Origin of the sequence: Bradyrhizobium sp. sBnM-33, assembly GCF_032917945.1 — a bacterium.
In the GTDB taxonomy this organism is placed as follows: domain Bacteria; phylum Pseudomonadota; class Alphaproteobacteria; order Rhizobiales; family Xanthobacteraceae; genus Bradyrhizobium.
The window spans coordinates 7,733,662-7,757,664 of sequence record NZ_CP136624.1; the positions used below are offsets into that span (position 1 = coordinate 7,733,662).

Below are 24,003 nucleotides of genomic sequence, written 5' to 3' on the forward strand. Positions count from 1 at the left end.
TAGTGGTCGGGCGGTGGTTCCCCGTTAACGACCGGCCGGGCCGGTCAAGCCCGCTCCCGGCTGCGCCGTTCGGCCAGGGCGATCTGGTCACGCAGGAAATCCGGGAACTCGATCCCCTGGGCCTTGAGCGCCTTCGGGTAGAGCGAGGCCGCGGTCAGGCCCGGCAAGGTATTGGTTTCAAGGTAAACCGGTCCGTTCGCCGAGACGATGAAGTCCGTCCGGGAATAGCCGGTGCAGGAGAGCGCTTTGTGCGCCCGCAACGCCTGATCCTGCAGTTGCGCAGTGATTTCCGGAGAAAAGCGCCCAGGGCAGATCTCCTGAGTCGATTTGAGCAGATATTTGGCCGTGTAGTCGAAGGTGCCCTCCCCCGGGACAATCTCGATCGGCGGCAGCGACATCAACGTGCCATCCGATTGCTCCAGCACGCCGCAGGTTGCTTCCACACCCGCGATGAAGGGCTCGATCAGATAGTCTTCGGTCTTGGCGGCGTTGCGGACCGCGACGAGGTCCTGCTTGGCGTTGACGAAGATCAGGCCGTAGCTCGATCCGTCCCGCGCCGGCTTTGCGATCAGCCTTCCGTATTCGCCAAACGCTGCGTCGATGTTTTCCAGGGCGATGCCTGCCGGCGCGGGGACGCCGGCAATCGCCACAAACCGTTTGGCGGCGACCTTGTCGAAGGCGAGGTTCGACGATGCCGAGCCGGACCCGGTGAAGGGAATGCCGCGCATTTCGCACATCGCCTGCAGTTCGCCATTCTCGGCACGGCCGCCGTGCAGCCCGAGCACCAGCACACGGTCCTCGGCTTTCGCTCTGTCGAGCGCGGCTTCCAGCGCAATGCCGCGACTGCTCGGTGTGAATTCATCCTCAAAGGGACGCGAATGCTCAAGCAGCTCCTTTGAACTGACCTCATGAACGGTGTCCGCCACATGCCAGAACCAGAGATCGGCTTCCGGCAACGCGCGGTGCAACGCCTGCGCGCTCGCCACCGAAACCAGGCGCTCTTTATTGGTGCCGCCAAAGAGAATGGTCGTTCGCATCAGCCTCTACCTATCCGTCATTCCGGGGCGATGCGAAGCATCGAACCCGGAATCCCTTTCCCATGCTACCTCGAGATTCCGGGTTCGCGTTGCGCGCGCCCGACCCGGAATGACGACTATGCGGAAATTCCGATCCGCTTGATTTCCCAATGTAGCTCTATCCCAGAATTCGCTTTAACCCGCTCGCGCACGATTTCGCCCAGCGTTTCAATATCATGCCCGGTGGCGTTGCCGGTGTTGATGAGGAAATTGCAGTGCATTTCCGAGACCTCCGCGCCGCCGACGCGAAGCCCGCGGCAGCCGGCGGCGTCGATCAGTTTCCAGGCGCTGTTGCCGGGCGGATTCTTGAAGGTGGAGCCACCGGTCTTTTCGCGAATCGGCTGCGCGGTTTCGCGATGGGTCTGCACCTCGCTCATCCGCGCGCGAATGGTTTCGGCGTCCGTGATCTGCCCGCGAAACCGCGCGGAGGTGAAGATGATTGAGGGATCGACGCCGCTGTTGCGGTAGACGAACTTCATGTCGGCATTGGAGAAGACATGCTTCGTACCGTCACGGCCGATGCCGGTCGCCTCGACCAGCACGTCCTTGGTCTCGCTTCCATTGGCGCCGGCATTCATCCGCAGGGCGCCACCGATGCTGCCGGGAATCCCGAAGAAGAATTCCACGCCGCCGATGCCGGCCGCCGCCGCCGTTTCCGCCACGCGCTTGTCGAGCGCGGCCGTGCCGGCAGTGACAGTGTCACCTGAAGCCGAAGTCTCGCCAAACGCCCGCGGCGACAGTCGGATCACCACGCCCGGCATACCGCCGTCGCGCACGATCAAATTGGAGCCGACGCCGACGACATAAACCGGCAGCTCCTTTGGAAGCAGCCTTAAGAAGTAAGCGAGATCGTCTTCATCCGCCGGCGTGAACAGCACCTGCGCCGGGCCGCCGACGCGAAACCAGGTCAACTCGGCGAGCGACTGGTTCGCCAGGAGGCGCCCGCGCAAGTCCGGCATCGCGGCTTTCAGATCGGGCGTGATGTCGGGAAAGGTCATGTCGCGCCAACCGTCTCGCGATATGACTTGAGACGACATCGCGTCGCGTTTGACGCCGTCGCCCGGGGCTTACCCCTCTCCCCAACCCTCCCCCGCAAGGGGGGAGGGAGCCTGAGCAGCGTGCTCACCTCACGTTGTCGTTGTCTAACGGCTGCTCCAGAGTGCTTGCGAGTTCGAAGAATAGAGCGAGTGAGGAACGCACTGGCGGGAGGGTTCCCTCCCCCCTTGCGGGGGAGGGTTAGGGAGAGGGGTGGCGGCAAACGCCGGCCGTCATGGCTAAGCTTCCCTTCAACGTCCCCGAAGATAGTAGTCATCATCACCCCAACGCCTTCAATTCGGCGGGCAGCGCGTAGGCCCATTGCGTGATGTTGCCGGCCCCTAAGCAGACGACGAGGTCGCCGGGCTGCGCAATTCTACGGACGAGTTTTGCCAGTTCCGTCGAACTCGGCAGCGGGATCACTTCACGATGGCCATGCGCGCGCAGGCCGAGTACAAAATGGTCGCGGTCGATGCCTTCGATCGGCGCCTCGCCGGCCGGATAGACCTCGGCGACGATGACTGCATCGGCATCGTTGAAGCAGGTACAGAATTCCTCGAACAGCGATTGCAGGCGGGTGAAGCGGTGCGGCTGCACCACGGCGATGATCTTGCCGCCATAGGAGTCACGCGCGGCCTTCAATACCGCGGCGATCTCGACGGGGTGATGGCCATAATCGTCGATGACGGTGACGCCGTTCCACTCGCCGGTCCTGGTGAAGCGGCGCTTGACGCCGCCGAAACTAGCGATCGACTTGCGGATCGCTTCGTCGGAAATGCCCAGTTCGTGTGCCACCGCAATCGCCGCCGTCGCATTCGACGCGTTGTGCCGGCCCGGCATCGGTAACACGATGTCCGTTATCTCGTGCGAGGCCTCGGTCTTGCGGTTGCGGATCGCAACCTTGAACTTCGATCCGCCCGCGACCGGCGTCAGCTCCATCAGCCGCGCGTCGGCCTGCGGGTTTTCACCATAGGTGATGATGCGGCGGTCCTCGATCCGGCCGACGATGCTCTGCACCACCGGGTGATCGATGCACATCACCGCAAAGCCGTAGAACGGCACGTTCTCCACGAAATTGCGGAACGCGTCCTGGATTGCCTCGAAGGTCTTGAAATGATCGAGATGCTCGGGGTCGACATTGGTGACGATGGCGACGTCGGTCGGCAGTTTCAGAAACGTGCCGTCGCTCTCGTCGGCTTCAACCACCATCCAATCGCCCGCCCCCAGCCGCGCGTTGGTGCCGTAGGCGTTGATGATGCCGCCATTGATCACCGTCGGGTCGAGATTGCCGCCATCGAGCAACGCTGCGACCATCGAGGTCGTCGTGGTCTTGCCATGGGTGCCGGCAATGGCGACACAGCTTTTCAACCGCATCAGCTCGGCCAGCATTTCGGCACGACGCACCACCGGGATGCGCTGCGCGCGCGCCGCCATCAGTTCGGGATTATCGCGCTTGATCGCGGTCGAGACCACGACTACGTCGGCGCCGTCGACATTCTCGGTCTTGTGGCCGACCGAGACCTTGACGCCCTTCTCCCGCAGCCGCGCGACATTGCCGCTTTCGGAGGCGTCCGAACCCTGCACGGTGTAACCGAGATTGCACAGCACCTCGGCGATGCCGCTCATGCCGATGCCGCCGATCCCGACGAAGTGAATGGGTCCGATCTCGCGCGGCAGTCTCATGGATCATCCCTTGGCCGTCATCGCCCGCCTTGTGCGATTGCGCACAAGGGCGGGGCGATCCAGTGTTTCGCGAAGCCGAAGCTCAAATCAGGCGCCGCGGAGTACTGGATGCCCCGCTTTCGCGGGGCATGACAAGGGGCAATTTTTCGGGCAATTGCCTAGATTCCGGCCGTTTTCATCACCAGATCGGCCAGCCGTTCGGCGGCATCGAGCCGGCCGACCTGGCGGGCGGCGGCCGCCATCGCGGTCAGCCGTGCGGGATCGGCCGCAAACGCAGAGATTTCAGCGGCCAGCCGATCGGGCGTGAATTCTCCCTGCGGAATCCGTAAAGCGCCCTCCACCCTGGCCAGCACGCCGGCGTTGGCGAACTGGTCCTGGTCGATCGCGCCGGGCAGCGGCACCAAAATCGAGGGCCGGCCGATCGCCGCAAGTTCCGCCACGGTGCCGGCGCCGGAGCGCGAGACCACGAGGTGGCTGGACGCCAGCCGCGCCGGCAGGTCGGTAAAGAACGGCGCGAGCTCGGCCTTGATCTTGAGCCGGTCATAGATCGCCCGCACCCGCGCCATGTCTTCCTCGCGCACCTGCTGCGTCAGGGCGATGCGGCTCCACAGCACCGGTTCCAGCCGTTCGACGGCTGATGGCACGATGTCGCTCATCACCCGCGCGCCCTGGCTGCCACCGACCACCAGCAAGCGCAGCGGCCCGTTCGGTTCGGGCGATGCAAACGGCTGCGCGGCGGCGGCAAGAATCGCGGGCCGCATCGGCGTGCCCACCGTCGTGGTTTTTTCCGCGAGCGAAGGATCGCGATCGAGCACGCCGGGCAGCGAGGTCGCGATTGCGTTGACGCGCTTGGAAAGAAAACGATTGGCGCGGCCGAGCACCGCATTGGCATCGTGAATGACGCCGGGCACGCCGAGCAGCCGTGCCGCGATTAAGGGCGGCAGCGTCGGATAGCCGCCGAAGCCGACCACGGCCGCGGGCTTCAGCCGCCGCACCAGGTTGAGCGCTATGCCCGTTCCATAGCCGAGCATCATAATGGTACGCGCCAGCGACAACGGATTGCGCCCGCGAACGGTCTCGCTCGGCACTACGTCGATATTGTCGCGGGTGAACAGCCCACTGTAGCGCAGCGCGCGGGCATCGGTCGCAAGCCGCACGCGCAGGCCGCGCTTGATGAGCTCAACTCCGAGCGCTTCAGCGGGAAACAAATGGCCGCCGGTGCCGCCGGCGGCCAGCAGAATGAGAGGCGTGTTGTCCATGGCTTCAAATAGCCGACGCCGCGGCGCTAGTCACGCCCTCAGGCGTAACCCCGTGCCACGCCGGCCGCGTTCATCGATTCCACCTCGGTGCGCGGGCGCTGCCGCGTCAGAGCCAGCATCATGCCGACGCCATAGGCCAGCGAAATGATCGACGAACCGCCATAGGAAATGAAGGGCAGCGTCATGCCCTTGGCGGGGATCAGTTGCAGATTGACCGCCATGTTGATTGCAGCCTGCATGCCGAACAGAATCGCAAGTCCCGACGCCGCAAAGCGCGAAAACATGTCCTCGCTCGCGTACGCCCGCGTTAGCGTGCGGATCACGACGAAGGCGAACAGCGCAACCAGCGCCAGGCACAGGATGATGCCGAATTCTTCCGCCGCCACCGCGAACACGAAGTCGGTATGACTGTCCGGCAGGCTGCGCTTGGCGATGCCTTCGCCGGGCCCCAGCCCGAACCATCCGCCGTTCCAGAAGGCTTCCATCGCCATGTCGACCTGAAAGGTGTCGCCGGAGGCCGGATTTATGAAACGCTTGATGCGGCCCGCCACGTGCGGGACCAGCAGATAGGCGCTGAACAATCCGGCCATGGCGACGCCGGCAAGGCCGGCCACCCAGATCATCCGCATCCCCGCGATGAAGAACAGCGCGCCCCAGACCATCAGGATCAGCATGGTCTGGCCGAAATCCGGCTCCATCACCAGAAGCGCCACCAGCGTCAACAGCAGCGCCATCGCCATCGAGGTCGCCGGCATTTCCGGCCGCTTGGTCGATTCCGCAAACAGCCACGCCGCCATCACGACGAAGGCGGGCTTGGCGGATTCGGAGGCCTGGATGTTGACGCCAAGCAGCGTGATCCAGCGCCGCGACCCCTTCACCTCCGCACCGAAGACGAGCGTCGCGACGATCAAAAGAACACTCACCACGAACACCAATAGCGCAAGACGGCGGATCTGCCTGGGCGGCAGGAAAGATACCCCGATCAGCACCAGGAGGGATGGCAGCAGGAACAGCATGTGCCGGCTGAAGAAGTGGAAGGGATCGAGCCCGATCCGCGTCGCCACCGGCGGGCTCGCCGCCAGCGACAGGATGACGCCGCCCAGCATCAGCGCGCCGATCGCGAGCAGCAGCAGCTTATCCACGGTCCACCACCAGTCCGAAAACGGGGTGCGTTCATCACGGGCGAGCATGGGCGTCCCCAAATGGCAGAGGTAATGCCCATTGGTGAGGCAGGATGGTTTATGGGGGGTTAATGAATTGCAGATGATTGAACGAAGCGGCGCACTCGTGCCCCGGAGCGAAGCGACAACCCATCATTTTATTCTCGTCTCGGACGCGATCAGCTCTTTACCTTCCACGGTCGTGATCGTCAGCCGGACCTGATCGCCGCTGCCGCCGAACGGAATGGTCGCGGAAATGCGATTTCCGTTTTTCGGGTCGGCCTTCACGCTGTCGTTGAACAATATCGCATCGCCGCGTTTCAACGTGACGCGCAACGGCGTGGCCGGTTCGATACTGAAGAACTGAAGATTCACGCCCGAAGCGGCGGCCGAGAAATTGATCAGGATGTTCTCATTCGCATGCGTCACGTTGCTCATGCCGACGGTCGGGCTGTAGGTCTCCGTAACAGACACTTCGCCCCGCGGCGGAAGCTTTGCGCGGTGGAAAAACTGATCCGATACACCCGCCCACAATTCGACGTAAGGCCGCGCTTCGCTCGGCTCTTTGCGTGCGTCAGTTTCGTTCGCGAACGACGGAAATCCCCACGTCCACATCTTCAGGCCCCGCGTGACCCGATTATCGGCGATGCGGATGATCCCCTCTTCATTGTCGTGGTTGATCACACCCCAGAAGTTCCCGCCCTGCATGTCGGGCGCCGCGTACGCGATACCCATCGTCGGCCAGTTCTTGAAGTAGCGCAATTTTTCGAAACGGCTCCTGCCGAGACCTAAGCTCTCATCGCCTTCGGACAGGTTGGCCGACCAGGCCGGCGTGCTGTAGGCCTCGATCGGCGCGACGATTTCTGCGCCGCCGGTTGTCTTGGGATTCTTCTGCTCCGATCCTGGTGCGAGCGTCGTGCACGTCCAGTATTCGTAGTCGACCGCCTGGGCGTTCGGATTCTTCAGCACCACGCGCGTATCCAGCGCTGCGCGATCGGCTTTCAGCGTGACATAGTAAGTCGCTTCGATACCCGTCGCACCCTTGAGGAATTGCGTCGGTGCAGCGGAATACGCGAAATCATCTTTAAGCGACATCGACACGGTCACTTCGCCGGCACTCTCCTTCACTACCTTGAAATCCCACGGCTTCAGCCATGTCTTGCCGTGCTCGGGATCCGGGAATGTAGGGAAGATGCCGCCATACACCATCAGCCAGTCGTAATAGAAGACGCCGGCCTTCATCCCGTAAGGCACGCCCACTTCGGTGCGATAAAGTTGTTCATGGCCGGTCGGCTTGTAAATGATGGAAAGAATGCGTCCGCCAAATTCGGGCAGGAGCGTTACCTTCAGATAACGATTCTCGAGCACATAGGTCTTGAAGGTGCGATCGACGATGGTCTTCTTGTCGAGCGAGCCGCTAACGAATCCGTTCTCCGCGGAGGTCGCGTATTTGACCGTACTCCACGAAATCGACGACTCGCTGAGAGTCACGCCGGCGGATAGCGACGAAGCCGCATCTGCAATGGAATGAAACACAAAGGTCGCCGAAAGGACTGCAGCCCCAACACGGACGCGGGTACCTGCCCGAGCATGAGTAGCCATTTGCGACGCCCTCGAATGAGCAGAATGTAGGATGGGTAGAGCGAAGCGAAACCCATCAATCCGGCGCTGCGGCGATGGGTATCGCTGCGCTCCACCCATCCTACGATCACACCACCGGCTTCACACCGGGCATCATCATCACCAGATCGCGAAACTTGGCGCCGCGGATTTCGAAATTGCGGTACTGGTCGAACGAGGCGCAGGCCGGCGACAGCAGCACCACGGGCTCGACGAGCCCCGATGCCTCCGCGTCGCGTGCGGCATTGGCAACCGCCACATCGAGCGTTTCCGAAATCTCGTGCGGCACGCGCTCGCCGAGTGTGCCGGCAAATTCCTGCGCGGCTTCGCCGATCAGATAGGCCTTTCGAATCCGCGGAAAGTATTCAGTGAGACCCGTGATGCCGCCCTGCTTCGGCTTGCCGCCGGCGATCCAGAAGATGTCGGTGAACGACGATAGCGCATGCGCGGCGGCGTCCGCGTTGGTGCCCTTGGAGTCGTTGACGAACAGCACATTGCCGCGGCGGCCAACCTGCTCCATCCGATGCGCCAGCCCGGGAAAGCTGCGCAGGCCGTTTTGCAGCGTATCCGTGGAGATGCCCATCGCCATCGCACAGGCCGCCGCGCACGCCGCATTCTGCGCATTGTGCAACCCGCGCAGCGAGCCGATGCCGCCCAGCCTTGCGATCTCGTTGCGCGCGCCGCCGGACGCCTGCACGATGGTTTCGCGCTCGACATAGATACCGTCGGGCAAAGGATTCTTCACGGAGATCCGCACCACGCGTTTTCCCGCCTGGTCGAGACGATCGGCGATGTTGCGGCACCAGATGTCATCGACACCGACAATGCTCGTGCCCTGCGGTTGTACGCCGGCGACTAGGCGCGCCTTCACGGCTGCATAGTTTTCCAGCGTGCCGTGGCGATCGATATGATCTTCGCTGACATTGAGCAGAATGCCGACGGAGGGATCGAGCGAGGGCGCGAGGTCGATCTGGTACGACGACATTTCCACCACATGCACGCGGCCCATCCGCGGCGGCTCCAGCGACAGGATCGCGGTACCGATATTGCCGCCCATCTGGGTGTCGTAACCGGCAACCTTCATCAGATGCGCGATCAGCGCGGTCGTGGTCGACTTGCCGTTGGTGCCGGTGATGGCGACGAACGGCGCGTCCGGCGCGTGACGGCGGCGCTCCCTGCAAAACAGCTCGATGTCGCCGATCAGCTCGATGCCGGCCTGGCGTGCCATCAGCACCGACCAATGCGGCGCCGGATGCGTCAGCGGCGCGCCGGGCGTGAGGATCAGGGCCGAGAAATTCGACCACGATACTGTGCGCAGATCGGCGGTGGTGAAACCGGCTTGCGCCGCCTTGGCGACATTGTCGGCGCTGTCGTCGCCTGCGACCACTTCGGCGCCGCCGGCCTTCAGCGCGTGGCAACTCGCAAGGCCGGAACCGCCGAGGCCGAAGACGGCGACCGTTTTACCTGCAAAGGAGGTGACGGGGATCATGATTGGGCAGTCATTCCGGAGGCCGCGAAGCGGCAATCCGGAATCTCGAGATTCCGGGTTCGATGCTGACGCATCGCCCCGGAATGACCATTGCGGAACTGCACGATTATCACCGCAGCTTCAGCGTCGACAGGCCGGCGAGCGCCAGCATCACCGAGATGATCCAGAACCGGATCACGATCTGCGGCTCGGTCCAGCCCTTCTGCTCGAAATGGTGGTGCAGCGGCGCCATCCGGAACACGCGTTTTCCGGTCAGCTTGAACGAGGTGACCTGCACGATCACCGAGACGGCTTCGAGCACGAATAGTCCGCCGATCACGGCGAGTACGATCTCGTGCTTCACCGCGACGGCAGTGGCGCCGAGCATGCCGCCGAGCGCGAGCGAGCCGGTATCGCCCATGAAGATCGAGGCCGGCGGCGCGTTGAACCAGAGGAAGCCGAGGCCGGCGCCGAGCACCGCGCCGCACAGCACCGCGAGCTCGCCGGTGCCGGCAACGTAGCGGATCTGCAGATAATCGGAGAACACCGCGTTGCCGGTCAGGTACGAAATCATACCGAAACTTGCAGCGGCGATCATGACGGGCACGATCGCAAGCCCGTCGAGGCCGTCGGTCAGGTTCACCGCGTTGCCGGCGCCGACGATGACGAAGGCGCCGAAGATCACGAAGAACCAACCGAAATTGATCACGACATCCTTCAGGAAGGGCACCGCGAGCGATGTCGATGTCGCATCGCGGCCGAGCCGCACCAGCGCGTAGCAGGCCGCGAGCGCAATCACCGCTTCGATCAAAAGCCGCAGCTTGCCGGCGAAGCCGCTGTGGCTCTGTTTGGTCACCTTCAGATAGTCGTCGTAAAATCCGACGAAGCCGAAGCCGAGCGTCACCGCGAGCACGATCCAGACATAGGGGTTGCGCGGATTGGCCCACAGCAGCGTCGCCACCACGACGCCTGACAGGATCATCAGCCCGCCCATCGTCGGCGTGCCCTTCTTGGAGATCAGATGCGATTGCGGGCCGTCGGTGCGGATCGGTTGGCCCTTGCCCTGCCGAAGCCGCAGATGATCGATAATCCAGGGCCCGAACAGGAACACGAACAACGCGCCCGTCACCATCGCCCCGCCGGTGCGGAAGGTGATGTAGCGAAACACGTTGAAGAAGCCGCGGAAGATGCCAAAACCGGGAACAGTATTGGAAAGCTCGATCAGCCAGTAAAACATTCAAGTAGCCCTATCACGCGGCTTGGTTGCGCCGCCTTGGCGGGAAGCGCTCCGGGAATGCGTTCGTTCCGGGAACGCCTTGATAATCGTTTTCATCCTCAAACCAAGCAAATCTTGGTCATGCATGGGGTATTGACGAATCGCCTCTCGCGGAAAGCAACGGGCCCACCGGGTGCGGCCAGTTTACGCCTTTGCCTGCAAGGCGGCCAGCAGCCTGGGCACGAACTTGTTCACCCAGAACATCTTTTTGCTGCCCTTGACCACCACCACGTCCCCGTCCCGCAGCAATGCGGCGATTTGTTGGGGATCGAGCGTCGCCGGGTCTTCGTGCCAGCCGAGCGCCCGCTCTGCAGGTACGAGATCGTATAGATGGCGCATCAAGCGGCCGACGCAGTAGATGCCGTCGAGGCCCGGCAGGTCTTTCGCGAGTTTCTCGTGATAGGCGGGCGCCTCAGCGCCCAATTCCAGCATGTCGCCGAGAATGGCGATGCGCCGGCCTGATGTCACCGGCCGCGCCTTCAGGCTGCCGAGCGCGGCCACCATGCTGGCCGGGTTGCCGTTGAAACTGTCGTCGATCACGGTGATGCCGTGGGCCGTCTGCTCCACGCCGCGGCCGGTCATGATGCCGACATCGCCGAGTTCCTTCGCCAGCGCCGCCGGATCGAGCCGCGCGGCATGGATCGACGCCAGCGCGGCCAACGCGTTCTGCAAACGATGCGGCGCGCCGGGCGTCAGGCCGAATTCGATCCGGCTGCCGTTCACCTGCGCGGCAACGTTCCAGCTCTCGCCTTCCGGCGTATGCGACAACGCCCGCACTTCGGACGCTTCGCCGAAGCGGACGATCTTGCCGTTCCATTCCGGCGCCAGGACATCCTCAGGCAACACCAGCACGCCATCTTTCGGCAAGCCCTGCGCGATGCTCACCTTCTCGCGCCGGATCGCCTCTAGGCTGCCGAGCTTTTCCAGATGCACCGGCTGCACGTTCACCACCAGCGCGACCGTTGGTTTCGTCAACTCGCTGAGCCGCGCGATCTCGCCGGCCTGGTTCATGCCCATCTCGACGACCCACACGCTCGCTCTCGGGCTGGCATTACAGAGCGTCAGCGGCACGCCCCAGAAATTGTTAAAACTGCTCGGGCTCGCGTAGGCGGCAGGATAGGCGGCAAGGAATTCCTTGGTGCTGGTCTTGCCGGCGCTGCCGGTCAGGCCGATCACCGGGCCGGCAAACAGCGCCCGCGCCGCGCGCGCCAGCGCCCACAGCCCATCGATCAGGGTGTCCTTGACGATCAACTGCGGAACACGGACGCCGTCGATGGCGTGCGGAACAATCATCGCCACCGCGCCGGCCGCCTCAGCCTTGTCGGCGAATTCCCAGCCGTCGCGGGCGCTGGCAAAACTGGAGATGAAGCCGCCGCTCGGCGTGCCGCTCAACGCCACGAACAGGCTTCCGGGCTTCACCAGCCGGCTGTCCTGCGTGACGAAATCGATCGGCGTATCCGGATAATCGCCTGACAGTTCCAGCGCGCGCGCAACCCCGGCAACCGTCCACAATGGTCTCGCGCTCATGCCATCCTCGTTGCGAGCGCGGCCGCCACCGCCTCGTGATCGCTGAACGGCAAGACCTTGTCGCCGACAATCTGGCCGGTCTCGTGGCCTTTGCCGGCGATCAGGAGCACGTCGCCTTGCTGCAGCGCCGCGATCCCTGCCCGGATCGCCTCCGTGCGATCGCCGATTTCAGTTGCGCCCTTTGCCGCGGCCAGAATGGCGGCGCGGATCGTAGCCGGATTTTCGCTGCGCGGATTGTCGTCGGTGACGATGACCTGATCGGCATTCTCGGCCGCAATCGCGCCCATGATCGGGCGCTTGCCGGCGTCCCGGTCGCCGCCGGCGCCGAAGATGACGACGAGCTTGCGTTTCGCGTAAGGCCGCAGCGCCTGCAGTGCCTTGGCCAGCGCATCCGGCTTGTGAGCGTAATCGACGAAGATCGGCGCACCGTTATGTTCACCGACCCGCTCCAGCCGGCCCTTGGCGCCTTCGAGATGTTCAAGCGCGTCGAACACAGCCGCCGGCTCGCTGCCGGTGCCGATCGCGAGCCCCGCGGCAACCACCGCGTTCTCGATCTGGAATTCGCCGACCAGCGGCAGCTTGATCGTGTAATTGCGCCCGCGATGTTCGAGTGCGAGGTCTTGCGCAAACCCTTCGACGGTGACGCCAACAAGGCGGATGCCTTCGCCGGCGCCATCCGCATTGCTGCCGACGGTAATGACCCGCAAGGCCCGCGCCTCTGCCACCTCGATCACTTGCTGCGAACAATCATGATCGGCCGAAATCACGGCTGCGCCATCAGGCGCAATCAGATCGCGGAACAGTCGCAGCTTGGCCGCGAGGTAATGCGCCTCGTCAGGATGGTAATCCAGATGGTCGCGCGAAAGATTGGTGAAGCCGCCGGCGGCGATGCGGACACCGTCGAGCCGGAACTGGTCGAGCCCGTGCGAGGAGGCCTCGAAAGCCAGATGCGTCACGCCGTCGCCCGCGATCTCGTCGAGTTGCCGGTGCAGCGCAATCGGATCCGGCGTCGTCAGCGATCCATAGATCGTGCGCTTTTGCGACACCAGGCCGATGGTGCCGATGCTCGCGGAAGCATGGCCGAGCCGCTCCCAGATCTGGCGCGTGAACGCGGCAACCGAAGTCTTGCCGCTGGTCCCGGTCACTGCCGCGATGGTGGCGGGCTGACGCGGATAGAACTTTGCCGCTGCCAGCGCCAGCGCACGGCGGGGATTTGCCGTGACGACAAAGGGAACGCGGGCGTCCGAAGAAGTACGCTCGCCGGCGACCGCAACTGCGCCCGCCTTGACCGCGGAATCGATGAAGCGCGCGCCATCGGTTTTGGTCCCCGCGAGCGCAAAGAACAAATCACCGGGCTTCACCGCGCGACTGTCGGCGCTAAGGCCTTTCACATCGACAGCTTCCGCCTGCGGCTCGATCGCAGCGTCGTCGCTGAAGAGATCGCGAAGTTTCATCTTGTTCCAGTCCGGCCCGGCGCAGTCTGGCGCGCCTGACAGTACGCCTTACTGGGTTGTCTTCGATGCCGCAAGAATAAGGCGGTCGGACGGCGGCAGGTCGAAGCGCGGCTCAATGCCCAGCAGCGGACCGATGCGGGCAATCACCTTGCCGCCGGTCGGCACCGCGTTCCAGCCCGAGGTGATGAAGCCATGGGTTTCCGGCAGCGCCTTCGGCTCATCCAGCATGACCAGTAACTGGTATTGCGGATTGTCGGCCGGGATGATGGCGGTGAAGGAGTTGAGCACCTGTTTCTTGGAATAGCGGCCGTTGACCACCTTTTCCGAGGTGCCAGTCTTGCCGCCGATATAATAGCCCTTCACGTCGGCCTTCTTGGCGGTTCCGATCTCGGCATTCAGCCGCATCAGATAGCGCATCTTGTCGGAAGTTTCGGTTCGCAGCACCTTCTTGGCGATGGCCCGCGCCTCCTCTTCCGACCGCTTGAGGAAGGTCGGGGGAATCAGGAGACCGCCATTGATGCAGGCGTTGATGCCCATCACCGCCTGCAGCGGCGCCACCGCGATGCCATGGCCGAAGGAAGCCGTGATGGTGTTGAGCTCGGTCCAGCGCTTCGGCACGATTGGCGAAGCGCTTTCCGGCAGTTCGGTGCGCAGCCGGTCCATCTGGCCGAGCTTTTTCAGGAATGCTTTGTGCGCTTCCACGCCTTGCGCCAGCGCAATCTTGGCCGCGCCGACATTGGACGAGAAGGTGAACACTTCCGACAGCGTGATCGCGCGGCCGACCGGATGGGTGTCGTGAATGGTGAACTTGCCGAACTTCAGCGTCCCGCGCCCGTCATAGAGCGTGTTGAGGTTGGCCTTGCCGGAATCCAGCGCCATCGCCAGCGTCAGCGCCTTGAAGGTCGAGCCCATTTCGAACACGCCAGTGGTCAGGCGGTTGATGCGCTCGGGGTCGTGCGCCTCTTTCGGATTGTTCGGATCGAAATCCGGCAGCGACACCAGGGCCACGATTTCGCCGGTCCGGACGTTGGAGACGAGGCCGGAGGCCGCCTTGGCCTTGTACTTCTCTTTCGCCTTCAGCAGCTCGTCCCGCAGCGCGTGCTCGACGCGCAGGTCGATCGACAGTTCGACCGGCTTCTGCAGCCGATCGGTGGCGAAGCCGGCGCGGTGCAGGTCGGCCAGGCCATTATTGTCCAGCCACTTCTCCATCCCGGCGATGCCCGCGTTATCGATGTTGACGAGGCCGATCAGATGCGCGACCGCGGCGCCGGTCGGGTAGACGCGCTTGTTCTCACGCAGGAAACCGATGCCAGGAATGCCGAGCTTGTGGATGTCGTGCTGCTGTTTTGGTGTGATCTCGCGCTTCAGCCAGACAAAGCCCTTGCGCGATGATAGGCGCGTGCGCGCCTCCGCCGTGTCGAGGTCCGGCAGCGCTGCGGTCAAAAGTTCGATCGCCTCGTCCTTGTCGATGATGCGCCTGGGCTCGCCGAACAGGCTCGGCGCTTTGACGTCGGTCGCCAGCACCTCGCCGTTGCGGTCGACGATGTCGGGCCGCGCGGTTGCAATCGCGTCCTGCGAGGCGGTGCGGCGGCCGCCGTGGCTGTCGGCGCCGACCGCGAACATCACCAGACGTCCGGCGAGCACGGCATAGATCGCTGCGAACAGCAGGATCGCAAGTCCCACGCGCGCACGCGCCTTGGCGGCACGGTCGACGTTACGCCCGTAGAGCAGGCTGCGGATCAGCCGCCGCCGCCACGGTTCCGCGGGCTTTCGCGCCGTATTCGTCAGCGCCCGTCCGGTCATTGCTGATCTCCCGGTGCGGGCACGGAGCCGGTTGTGGGCGGAGCCTCGGCGGCAGCCTCGATGGTGTTGATCATCGCGCCGATCGGATCGGGAGCGCCCGGCCGCGCAAAGGCCGGCGGCCGTTCCGGCAAATTCTTCAGTTGGTCATATTGCGTGGCGACCAGCGGCTTCAGGCTGAGATGACGCTCGGCAAGTCCCTGCAGCCGCAGCGGCGCATCGAGCTTGGCCCATTCCGCGCGCAGCGCCGCAATCGCATCGCGCTGCTCGCGTATCTCGGCGTTCAGCCGGAGCACACGCTCGACGCGCGCGGTCGATTCCATCTTGATCCGGTAGACATAGGCCGCCGCGAACACCAGCACACCGATGACGAGGAAGTGGATGATCCGCACGATCAGCCTCCCCTCATCACGTCGGCAAGCGTAGGCCACGCCGGCAGACGGCCTGCTGCATGCGCCGGCGCCGCGGTGCGCTCGGCAGCGCGCAGTTTTGCCGAACGCGCGCGCGGATTGGCGGCAAGCTCGGCTTCACCGGCGGTAATCGGACGCTTCGTCAGAATCTGAAAACTCGGTGCGGCCTGTGCGATCTCAGGCAAATGCCGCGAACCGCCGCCAGCCTTGCCGCGCGCGTTGAGGAAATCCTTGACGATGCGATCTTCCAGCGAATGGAACGAGACGACCACCAGCCGCCCGCCGGGCTTCAGCACGCGCTCGGCCGCCGCCAGCGCGAGATGCAGCTCGTCGAGTTCAGCGTTGACGAAGATCCGCAAGGCCTGGAACGTCCGCGTCGCCGGGTGAATCTCGTTGGGCTTTGAGCGAACCACCCTGCCGACGATATCGGCCAGTTGTTGGGTGGTCGTAAGAGGCGCCTCTTTCCGCGCCGCCACGATGGCGCGCGCTACGCCGCGGGAATGGCGCTCTTCGCCAAAAATATAGATGATGTTGGCGAGATCGCTCTCGGAGGCCTTCGCTACCACGTCGGCCGCCGTCGGTCCGCCGTGCCCCATCCGCATGTCGAGCGGGCCGCCGAGCCGGAACGAGAAACCGCGCTCGGCTTGATCAAGCTGCATCGATGAAACGCCGACGTCCATCACGACGCCGTCCACCGCGGCTGCGCCTTGCGCCGCGCAGATTTCCGCCAGGTTGGAGAATCGGTCCTCGACCAAGGTCAGCCGGCCGTGGGACTGCTCGACCAGATCGAATCCGCCGGCAACAGCCGATCGGTCGCGGTCGATGCCGATGACCTGCGTTCCCGGAACATCGAGAATGGCGCGGCTGTAGCCGCCAGCGCCGAAGGTGGCGTCGACATAGATGCCGCCGTTCCTGGGATTGAGCATCTCGACCGCCTCGCGGCCGAGCACCGAGATGTGGCGCGGCGCAGCAGGGCTCATGCGCCGTCCTCTGGCGTTTTCCAGTCTGTGATACGAAAACTGGATGCGAACGGGCCCATTGCGCCTCAAATCTCTGCGCTTTGCCGGGCTTTTCCGGCCAAGTGGCCGGGAACAGGCAGGATTGCCGCCTCTCGCCCGGCCCCGCGACCCCTCATTTCCAGACGGAATTTGCTGGGTTGCCATGGCATTTTCGAGCGTAAAAGAGGGCCTCGGCCGTCCCCAACCGGTTCGGCTCTTCACCACTTAGTAACGGCACTTAGCGTTAAGAAAGCGTTGATGGTCGGCTAAGGGTTTTGCGCGCTTTCTAGACACTGAAGCCGGTGATGCGCCCCGCACACACCCGATCAAAATTGCAGGGTGGAACTCGGCCGCCGCATTGCGCGGGAACGCAGTAAATGAATAGTAAACGATATTGCCGCCCTGAACACGATGTTGCCGCTCTGCTGCCCCGTTTGGGTTTAAAAAATGGCTTCTGGTTCGTTCACCTCTGCTGGTATTGATTCGAGGCGTCAACGCGCCCTCCCCGTTCCCAGGGCCAACGCCGACATGCAGACCTTTACCCCGGATTCCTCGATCGCATCCGACGTCATCCCGTCGCCGAACCATGGCGACCGCAACAACGGCCGCGTCGCCGACATGATCTTGCTGCACTACACCGGCATGCCGGATGTGGAAGGTGCGATCGCCCAGCTCTGCACCCCCGGCACCGACGTTTCAGCCCATTACATCGTGCTGGAGGACGGCCGCATCGTGCAGTGCGTGCCGGAAGCCAAGCGCGCCTGGCACGCTGGCGTATCCTTTTGGGCCGGCGAGGAAGACATCAATTCCTGCTCGATCGGCGTCGAGATCATCAATCGCGGCCACGACTGGGGCTATCCGGATTTCCCGTCGCGCCAGATCGCCGCCGTGATCGCGCTGTGCCGCGGCATCATCCTCCGCCGCAAGATATCCGCGCATCGCGTGCTCGCGCATTCCGATGTTGCGCCGGCGCGCAAGAAGGACCCGGGCGAAAAATTCCCGTGGCACTTGCTGGCGAATTCCGGCGTCGGTCATTGGGTGCAGCCGGCGCCGATCGTGCGCGGCGAAACGCTCAAGCTCGGCAGCATCTCAGACGACGTCGCCAACATGCAGGCGGCACTGGCCAAATACGGCTACAAGATCCCGACCCACGGCAAGTTCGACGGTCCGACCATGGAAGTGGTCACCGCGTTCCAGCGCCACTTCCGCCCCGCGCGCGTCGACGGCATCGCCGATCACTCGACCATGAGCACGCTGCACGCGCTGTTAGCCAGCCTGCCGGCGGAGGCGACGACGGTGGCTGCAGCCAAGTAATTTCAATCTCGGCCGTTGTCCTGCCGTCATGGCCGGGCTTGTCCCGGCCATCCACGTCTCAACATAAGGGAAGACGTGGATGCCCGGGACAAGCCCGGGCATGACGGCTAGGAATCCATCTCCGCAATTCTTCGCGCATACAGCCTTCGCAGCGGCTCCAACTGCGTCGTAGCCGTCGCCTCCTGATACGCCTCCCGCGCCGCGTCCTGCCGCCCAAGCCGGCGCAACAAATCAGCGCGGACGGCCGGCAGCAGCTCATAACTCTTCAGTTCACCGCGCGCCTCCAGCGCATCAACCAGATCGAGCGCCCGCGCCGGCCCATCGACCATCGACACCGCAGCGGCGTGGTTGAGTTCGATAACCGGCGACGGGCTGATCCGAAGCAGCACTTCGTAGAGCCCGGCGATCTGCCGCCAATCGGTGTCTTCGTAACTGGGCGCACGGGCATGCAGCGCCGCGATCGCCGCCTGCACGGCATAGGATTGCGGCCGCCCCGACATCCGCAGCGCCTCTTCCACGAGATGCAATCCTTCCGAGATCTGTGCACGATCCCATAATTTGCGGTCCTGTTCTTCCAGCAGCACGATGTCGCCGCCTGCGGTCTCGCGGCCGGCGCGCCGCGCATCATGCAGCAGCATCAGGGCGAGCAAACCCTTGATCTCGCCGCGTCCGGGCATCAACGCATCGAGCAGCCGCGCCAGCCGAATCGCTTCACGCGCGAGATCCGGCCGCATCAGGCCTTGCCCTGAAGTGGCCGCGTATCCCTCGGTGAAGACGAGATAGACCACCGCGAGGACGCCGCGCAGCCGCGGCTCCAGTTCTTCGCGCTCCGGCACCTCATAGGGAATGCCGGCAAGACGGATTTTTTGCTTGGCCCGCAGCAGGCGTTGCGCCATCGCGTCTTCGCTGGCGAGAAAGGCACGCGCGACCTGCGCGGTCGTGAGCCCGCATACGGTGCGCAGCGTCAGCGCGACCTGCACCTCGGCGGCAAAGGAGGGGTGACAGCACGTGAAAATCAGCCGCAGCATGTCATCGTCAAGCGCGCTGTCGGCGTCCTCGCATGGTTCGGACGCATTCAGCAGCAGTTGGTGCGCCAGCTCCTGCTGCTTGCCGCGAAATGCAATGTTGCGTCTGATACGATCGACCGCCTTGTTGCGGCCGACATTGATCAGCCAGGCGCGCGGATTTGACGGCAGGCCCGCGGCCGGCCAGCGTTCCAGTGCTACCGCGAACGCATCCTGCAAGGCATCCTCGGCCAGATCGAAATCGCGGACGAGACGGATCAGCGTGGCAAGCGCCCGCCCCGTCTCGTCGCGGAATGTTTTTTCGATCTCGCGTGGTGTCATGCGATTGCGATGTTTGCTCCGTCATTCCGGGGTGCGAAGCGAACTATGGTGCGCATCGCCCCGGAATGACGGCTTCGCCGTCAATCATAAACCATGATCGGCCTGACCTCGATCGAACCAACCTTGGCGGTGGGAATTCTGGCGGCAATGCCCAACGCCTCATTGAGATCCTTGGCCTCGACCAGATAATAGCCGCCGAGCTGCTCGCGGGTCTCCGCAAACGGACCGTCCGTCGTCAACATCTTGCCGTCGCGAACGCGCACTGTCGTGGCGGTCGCCGTCATTTGCAGAGCGTCGCCGGCCTTGAAGTTGCCGCTCTGGATGATGGATTGGGTGAATGCGCGGTATTCCGCCGTCATCTTCTGGAGCTCGGAAGCGTCCATCTTTGCCTGCTCGGCTTCGTTTCGATAGATCAACAACAGATACTGCATTTTTTAAACTCCTTCTGACCGGCTGGATCGCCGACACCCAGTCGAATGGGCTTCCCGCAAAACGACATCGTCACGGAAATTAATTTTTAGGCGGCAGGGCGGCCCTCCCGGAAAGCGGAACTTCATATTCAAGACTTCCCGCCGGCCTCCGCAAGCCTACGCTTCAGCTCCCTGACTTCCTCGAACCGCTTCGTCACGTCACGCATGACGGCCACGGTGCCCGCGACCTCCTGCGACGCGTCTCGCAGCAACACGATGGTGAACTCGACCGAGATCCGCCGGCCGTCCTAGGTCAGGCCGGGCACCGACAACAGATCGCCGTGCCCGTAGCGGCTAGTTCCCGTCTCCACGGTGTGCCTAAAGCCCGCCCAGTGCCGCGCTCGCAAATTTTCAGGGATGATCAGGTCGAGCGACTGGCCAGTGGCTTCCGCAGCCGTGAAGCCGAATATCCGCTCCGCGCCGGGATTCCAGAACGTGATGCGCCCATCGCGATCGGTCGCAATGATGGCGTCAGAAGCGCTGTGCAGCAGAGCTTCGCCAAGGCCGGCAGGAATGTTCATCGCGCGCATCCAGAAATCGAACCGACTGGCATCAAATGCCGCGGTGTCGCGCATGTCAAAATCACGCTGACGGAACCGGATTAACCATCGCCATCCCTTGACGGCGCGCCCCCGAGCCCCCATTCGTAGGGCATCAGTCGGCCGGACGGCCGCTCCCGCTACGGTCGAAAGGCTGCGGGGGAGGAAAGTCCGGGCTCCATCGACATACGGTGCCGGATAACGCCCGGCGGGGGCAACCCCAGGGAAAGTGCCACAGAGAACGAACCGCCCTCCTTCGCCTTCGGGCTTCGGAGGGTAAGGGTGAAAAGGTGCGGTAAGAGCGCACCGCGTTTCCGGCAACGGAAACGGCATGGCAAACCCCACCGGGAGCAAAACCGAATAGGGACGGCAACGCGGGGCTGTTCGCGAAAGCGATAACGCCGCAGAGCGATGTCAGGCTCGCCGTCCGGGTAGGTTGCTCGAGGCCATGTGCGAACATGGTCCCAGAGGAATGGCCGTCACGTACCATTCGAAAGAATGGTGCCCTACAGAACCCGGCTTACAGGCTGGCTGATGTCTTGAGAATGAGGGGTTCGGCGTAACGCGCCGGACCCCTCGCCATTTTCGGTTTCATTCAGAACTGTAGCCCGGATGGAGCCAACGGGGCGCGCATTCGCGCGACCCGTTGGCTCCATCCGGGCTACGCATCTCAATCGCGCCCCGCCTCCCCGATCGCCTGTGCCAGCCGCGCCGGGTTGCTGAAGAACATCTCATGACTGCCGTCGCATTCGATCAGCCGGAAAAGGCCGAGCCGCTCCGACAAGCGCGGATGCCATGGCAGGCCGTGCGGCAGGGCGATGTCCTGCCTGCAATTGACATAGGACTTGCCAACCGGCAGCTCTGCCAGGGGACGCGCCAGCGCGATCTTGTCGGTGAACGTCTTATACGGATGCAGATTGAGTTTGGCGTAGGCGGATTTCGCCAGTTCGAGATCGGCGTCGTTGATGAAGGCATCGCGCCAGATTTCGAACGGCAGCATCACGGCGTTGTTGTTGGCAGCGGCCACGGCATCGAACAGGCCGACATAGTGCGGCGGCACCATGTCGTTGAGGCACTGCCCATCCAGCGGGACAAAGGCGTTGACGTAGACGAGGCGCTTGATCCTGTCAGTCAGACAGTCGGCGACGCCCGAGATCACCATCCCGCCGTAGGAGTGGCCGACCAGCCTGATGTCGCGGAGATTGTTCGCCTCGATGTAAGCGACGACGGACGAGATCGCCTGCTCGAGTCCTGTTTTCTCGCGATCGTCATCCTTGTTGTTGCCGGCGACTGTCGGGCAATGCACGACGTGGCCGCTTTTGCGAAGATGTCCGGCCACCGCTTCCATTTCGGCGCCGGTGTGCCACGCGCCGTGAACAAGAACATAGATGTCTGACATTCCGTCTCCCCCTGATTTTCTGAAAGTCAGACATTGATGGGGACGATTATTCCCGGATGGCCGGATTCGGCCACCGCCATCGCCGGATTGTGCCAGGCCTTTAGCGCAGCTGCCGGAAGGCGCCCGGCGTCATGCCGAGGTATCTCCGGCATTGGCGGATGAAGTGAGATGGATCGGAAAAACCGACCCGCAGCCCGATCCCGCCGACGCCGATGCGATCGAACCGCGGCTCGCTCAGCATCCGGCGCGCCGCCGCCATGCGGCAATCGTTGAGCAGCCCGCTGAACGTCAGGCCTGCCTTGTTGAGACAGCGATGCAGGGTTCGTTCCGAGACACGCAGATGTGCGGCGATGGTCGCAGCCGTCAATCCCGGTTCGGCGTAGCGCAGCCGGATGGCCCGACCGATCTGGTCCAACAGCTTCGCCGCATCGCGCTGCTCGGAGGGCGCGGCCGGAATCTCGCTTCCGAACCCAAGCGCCAGAAGCGCTCCGAGCTGATCGGTCAAAACCTGCGCAGGCAGCGGCCGCTCGATCGCCAGTTGCGGCATCAACTGGCGCGCGAATGTGCTGAGCGCCGCGCCCCAACCGGCGCGCCCGTCAATACGCTGCCCGACGCGCCGCTCCGGATCGGTGACCCAGGATTCGACCCACGCGATCGGCAGTTCCAGTGACAGCGTGTTTGAAGTTACCGGAAAGTTGAACTCGTAGCAGCGCCGGGAATCCAGCAGCACGAGATCACCGGGCTGCAGGCGCGACGCGTGGCCGTCCTGCATGGCGGTCCAGTCATTGTCAGTCTTGCACAGCAGGTAATAGTAGTTCGATGCACTGCGCGCGAGGCTGCCTTTCCTGCGGTAGACGTGCTGCGCCGAGCCCTCGACGCGGTTGATGCCGATCGTGTCGAGTTGCCCGCGCTGAACGGAGCAGTCGAAGCCCGACCGCACCGGCGTCGTGATATCCATTTCGAGAAAACATTCGCAGACGGCGCCGATCCAATAGTCCAGGCGCCGTTCCGGCTCGACCAAGGCGGTCGACCATGTCTCGATGACAGAAGTCGTTCTGGACGCCATAGCCTGCCCTCCGCGATCGGTTTCGACCACCGGATTGCCAGCTTGTTGGGCGCGTGGCGGAGAGTCAATCCGTTGGAGACTACATCCCATAGCCCGGATGGAGCCAACGGGTCGCGCGAACGCGCGCCCGATGACAGGCTCCGCGCAATCCGGGACTATCGAGCCCATGGCGCGGAGAGCCCGGGTTGCGCTGCGCTCCACCCGGGCTTCGGACTACGCAACGATCTTCTGCAGCAGCGCCATCAGCGCTTCCGGCGCGGTGACATTCGGCGAATGGCTGGCGTCGATCTCGTAATAGCTCCAGGCGGGATCACCCTTTGTCATCCTGGCGAACGGCCCAAAAGTGTCGGCCGGCGTGATGCGGGTGGCGTAGATATAGCTGCGCGGCAGGGTCAGCGCGCCGCCCTGCAGCTTGAGCCTGGTCTCGAAACACTTGATCGGCATGTTGACGCGGCGCGCGCTGAGCCATTCGACGTCCGCAGGCGATGTATCCGGCGGCGTCGGGTTTGGCGGCACGCGCCAGCCATCGCCGGTCTTGGCCAACTCCTCCATCCGCGCCCGCCCCGCTTCGTTCAGATCGAGCAGCGACTGCCCGTCCTGCGGCACGAAGGCGTCGATATAGATGAGCTGCTTGACCTTGTCGCGGGCGCGGTCGGCGACGCCGGTCGCGACCATGCCGCCATAGCTGTGGCCGATCAGCACGAATTCGCGCAGGTCTTCATACTCGATGACGTGCAAAACGTCTTCGATATGCGAATTGAGATCGATCCCCGGATGCGCCAGATGCGCGCGCTCGCCGAGACCGGTGTAGGTCGGCGTGATCAGGCGATGCCCGGCGGCCTGCATCAGCGGATGCATTTTCTTCCAGGCCCAACCCGCGGACCACGCGCCGTGACAGACGAGGAGGGTTTTCGAAGTTGCGCCCATCGGCCCGTTTCCCACCAAGTTATTGTTGAAGACTTGGATTGCGATAGTACCTGTCCATCGCGTCGTGTAAACGTCACCGCAACATTCAACGTCATTCCGGGGCGCATCGAAGATGCGAACCCGGAATCTCGAGATTCTCAGGTGCGCAATTGCGCACCATAGTTCGCTTCGCGCCC

19 protein-coding genes, 1 other RNA gene and 1 pseudogene are annotated in these 24,003 nt (G+C 63.6%); 2 read left to right on the forward strand and 19 right to left on the reverse strand.

All coding sequences use genetic code 11. From position 1 onward, the window contains the following. Positions 1-44: 44 nt before the first annotated feature. The 13 genes from RX328_RS36210 to rsmH all read right to left on the reverse strand — a co-directional run bounded on the left by RX328_RS36210 (position 45) and on the right by rsmH (position 16,748). Positions 45-1,037 (reverse strand): D-alanine--D-alanine ligase, encoded by a 993-nt coding sequence (locus RX328_RS36210; RefSeq protein WP_213248944.1) that lies wholly within the window; start codon positions 1,035-1,037, stop codon positions 45-47. Between the two features lie 116 nt (positions 1,038-1,153). Further along, the gene (murB, locus tag RX328_RS36215) at positions 1,154-2,074 is read right to left on the reverse strand and encodes a UDP-N-acetylmuramate dehydrogenase (RefSeq protein WP_213248946.1); all 921 of its coding nucleotides are present in this window, start codon (positions 2,072-2,074) and stop codon (positions 1,154-1,156) included. A gap of 316 nt (positions 2,075-2,390) precedes the next feature. After that, positions 2,391-3,794: a UDP-N-acetylmuramate--L-alanine ligase gene (gene murC, locus RX328_RS36220; RefSeq protein ID WP_213248948.1), complete on the reverse strand. Its 1,404-nt coding sequence runs from the start codon at positions 3,792-3,794 to the stop codon at positions 2,391-2,393. Positions 3,795-3,952: 158 nt separating this feature from the next. Continuing rightward, positions 3,953-5,053 (reverse strand): undecaprenyldiphospho-muramoylpentapeptide beta-N-acetylglucosaminyltransferase, encoded by a 1,101-nt coding sequence (gene murG, locus RX328_RS36225; RefSeq protein WP_213248950.1) that lies wholly within the window; start codon positions 5,051-5,053, stop codon positions 3,953-3,955. A 38-nt stretch (positions 5,054-5,091) separates the two neighbouring features. After that, positions 5,092-6,243: a putative lipid II flippase FtsW gene (gene ftsW / locus RX328_RS36230; protein WP_213248952.1), complete on the reverse strand. Its 1,152-nt coding sequence runs from the start codon at positions 6,241-6,243 to the stop codon at positions 5,092-5,094. Between the two features lie 123 nt (positions 6,244-6,366). Continuing rightward, entirely contained in the window at positions 6,367-7,914 is a 1,548-nt protein-coding gene (locus RX328_RS36235; protein ID WP_312017964.1) for a DUF5107 domain-containing protein, read from the reverse strand. Positions 7,915-7,921: 7 nt separating this feature from the next. Next, complete coding sequence (gene murD / locus RX328_RS36240; RefSeq protein ID WP_213248956.1) at positions 7,922-9,322, reverse strand: UDP-N-acetylmuramoyl-L-alanine--D-glutamate ligase; 1,401 nt, start codon at positions 9,320-9,322, stop codon at positions 7,922-7,924. Between the two features lie 109 nt (positions 9,323-9,431). Then, entirely contained in the window at positions 9,432-10,538 is a 1,107-nt protein-coding gene (mraY, locus tag RX328_RS36245; protein WP_213248958.1) for a phospho-N-acetylmuramoyl-pentapeptide-transferase, read from the reverse strand. 183 nt (positions 10,539-10,721) lie between these two features. Continuing rightward, positions 10,722-12,104, reverse strand: a complete 1,383-nt coding sequence (locus RX328_RS36250; RefSeq protein WP_213248960.1) for a UDP-N-acetylmuramoyl-tripeptide--D-alanyl-D-alanine ligase — start codon at positions 12,102-12,104, stop codon at positions 10,722-10,724. Then, complete coding sequence (locus RX328_RS36255; protein ID WP_213248962.1) at positions 12,101-13,558, reverse strand: UDP-N-acetylmuramoyl-L-alanyl-D-glutamate--2,6-diaminopimelate ligase; 1,458 nt, start codon at positions 13,556-13,558, stop codon at positions 12,101-12,103. The genes RX328_RS36250 and RX328_RS36255 overlap by 4 nt, the downstream gene beginning before the upstream one ends. A gap of 48 nt (positions 13,559-13,606) precedes the next feature. Further along, positions 13,607-15,361 (reverse strand): peptidoglycan D,D-transpeptidase FtsI family protein, encoded by a 1,755-nt coding sequence (locus RX328_RS36260; RefSeq protein WP_213248964.1) that lies wholly within the window; start codon positions 15,359-15,361, stop codon positions 13,607-13,609. Continuing rightward, the gene (locus RX328_RS36265) at positions 15,358-15,750 is read right to left on the reverse strand and encodes a hypothetical protein (RefSeq protein ID WP_057847016.1); all 393 of its coding nucleotides are present in this window, start codon (positions 15,748-15,750) and stop codon (positions 15,358-15,360) included. Before RX328_RS36265 ends, RX328_RS36260 begins: the two co-directional genes overlap by 4 nt. A 2-nt stretch (positions 15,751-15,752) precedes the next feature. Next, a complete protein-coding gene (gene rsmH, locus RX328_RS36270) occupies positions 15,753-16,748 on the reverse strand; it encodes a 16S rRNA (cytosine(1402)-N(4))-methyltransferase RsmH (RefSeq protein WP_213248966.1) in 996 nt (331 codons plus the stop codon). A gap of 546 nt (positions 16,749-17,294) precedes the next feature. On the opposite strand from rsmH, the gene RX328_RS36275 reads away from it, so the two are divergent. Continuing rightward, complete coding sequence (locus RX328_RS36275) at positions 17,295-18,080, forward strand: N-acetylmuramoyl-L-alanine amidase (protein ID WP_249726186.1); 786 nt, start codon at positions 17,295-17,297, stop codon at positions 18,078-18,080. Between the two features lie 107 nt (positions 18,081-18,187). Here the strand turns inward: RX328_RS36275 and RX328_RS36280 are convergent, their stop codons facing one another. The 3 genes and pseudogenes from RX328_RS36280 to RX328_RS36290 form a co-directional block, all read right to left on the reverse strand. After that, positions 18,188-19,426, reverse strand: coding sequence for an RNA polymerase sigma factor (locus tag RX328_RS36280; RefSeq protein WP_213248970.1), 1,239 nt, complete (start codon positions 19,424-19,426; stop codon positions 18,188-18,190). An 80-nt stretch (positions 19,427-19,506) separates the two neighbouring features. Continuing rightward, on the reverse strand, positions 19,507-19,857 hold the full coding sequence (locus RX328_RS36285) for a YciI family protein (protein ID WP_213248971.1): 351 nt from the start codon (positions 19,855-19,857) through the stop codon (positions 19,507-19,509). A gap of 128 nt (positions 19,858-19,985) precedes the next feature. Further along, positions 19,986-20,417, reverse strand: a pseudogene (locus RX328_RS36290) (PAS domain S-box protein). Between the two features lie 133 nt (positions 20,418-20,550). Between RX328_RS36290 and rnpB the strand changes: the two are divergent. Further along, positions 20,551-20,974, forward strand: an RNA gene (gene rnpB / locus RX328_RS36295) — RNase P RNA component class A. Between the two features lie 131 nt (positions 20,975-21,105). Here the strand turns inward: rnpB and RX328_RS36300 are convergent. The 3 genes from RX328_RS36300 to RX328_RS36310 form a co-directional block, all read right to left on the reverse strand. After that, a complete protein-coding gene (locus RX328_RS36300) occupies positions 21,106-21,834 on the reverse strand; it encodes an alpha/beta hydrolase (RefSeq protein WP_213248972.1) in 729 nt (242 codons plus the stop codon). 100 nt (positions 21,835-21,934) lie between these two features. Next, positions 21,935-22,900, reverse strand: coding sequence for a helix-turn-helix domain-containing protein (locus RX328_RS36305; RefSeq protein WP_213248973.1), 966 nt, complete (start codon positions 22,898-22,900; stop codon positions 21,935-21,937). 213 nt (positions 22,901-23,113) lie between these two features. Then, on the reverse strand, positions 23,114-23,827 hold the full coding sequence (locus tag RX328_RS36310; RefSeq protein WP_213248974.1) for an alpha/beta fold hydrolase: 714 nt from the start codon (positions 23,825-23,827) through the stop codon (positions 23,114-23,116). Between the last annotated feature and the right edge of the window lie 176 nt (positions 23,828-24,003).